Consider the following 478-nt stretch of genomic DNA (forward strand, 5'->3'; position numbering starts at 1 on the left):
GTGTGGTACTCGGCGCCTGCGTACGGTGTGAGCGTGCCGCCGATCACGCGGACACCGGCGGCGCGCGCGGTCGCGGCGATGCGGCCGTACGCGGCGATGAGGTCGTCCGCCCGCGCGCCCGCCCCGAGGTCGTTGAGCCCGGCCAGCAGGATCACGGCGCCGATGCCCGGCCTGGTCAGCACCTCGGCGGTCAGGCGGCTCTCGGCGGATCGGCCGGTGCCCGCGGCCAGCACGCGACCACCGGAGACGCCCTCGTTGACCACGGCCAGCGGGGGGGATCCCTGTACGGCCAGGTCGGCGAGGAGGTCCACCCAGCCGTGGCCGGTCTCCGAGCCGACCCCGGTGGCGATCGAGTCTCCCAGCACCGCCACGGTCGACACGGAGGTGGGCGCGGTGACCGTCAGCGCGTCCAGCCAGTGCCAGAGCGCCACCTCCTCGGTGAACGCCCCCGAGCCCTCGTCGGCGGCGTGGTCACCGG

1 protein-coding gene is annotated in these 478 nt (G+C 75.7%); it reads right to left on the reverse strand.

Annotated features, from left to right (window positions below; all coding sequences use genetic code 11):
• Nucleotides 1–478 (reverse strand): GDSL-type esterase/lipase family protein (locus tag GUY59_RS47185; protein ID WP_236668185.1); only part of this gene is annotated, 478 nt, incomplete at both ends.

The organism is Nonomuraea sp. K271 (assembly GCF_009908215.1).
In the GTDB taxonomy this organism is placed as follows: Bacteria; Actinomycetota; Actinomycetes; order Streptosporangiales; family Streptosporangiaceae; genus Nonomuraea; species Nonomuraea longispora.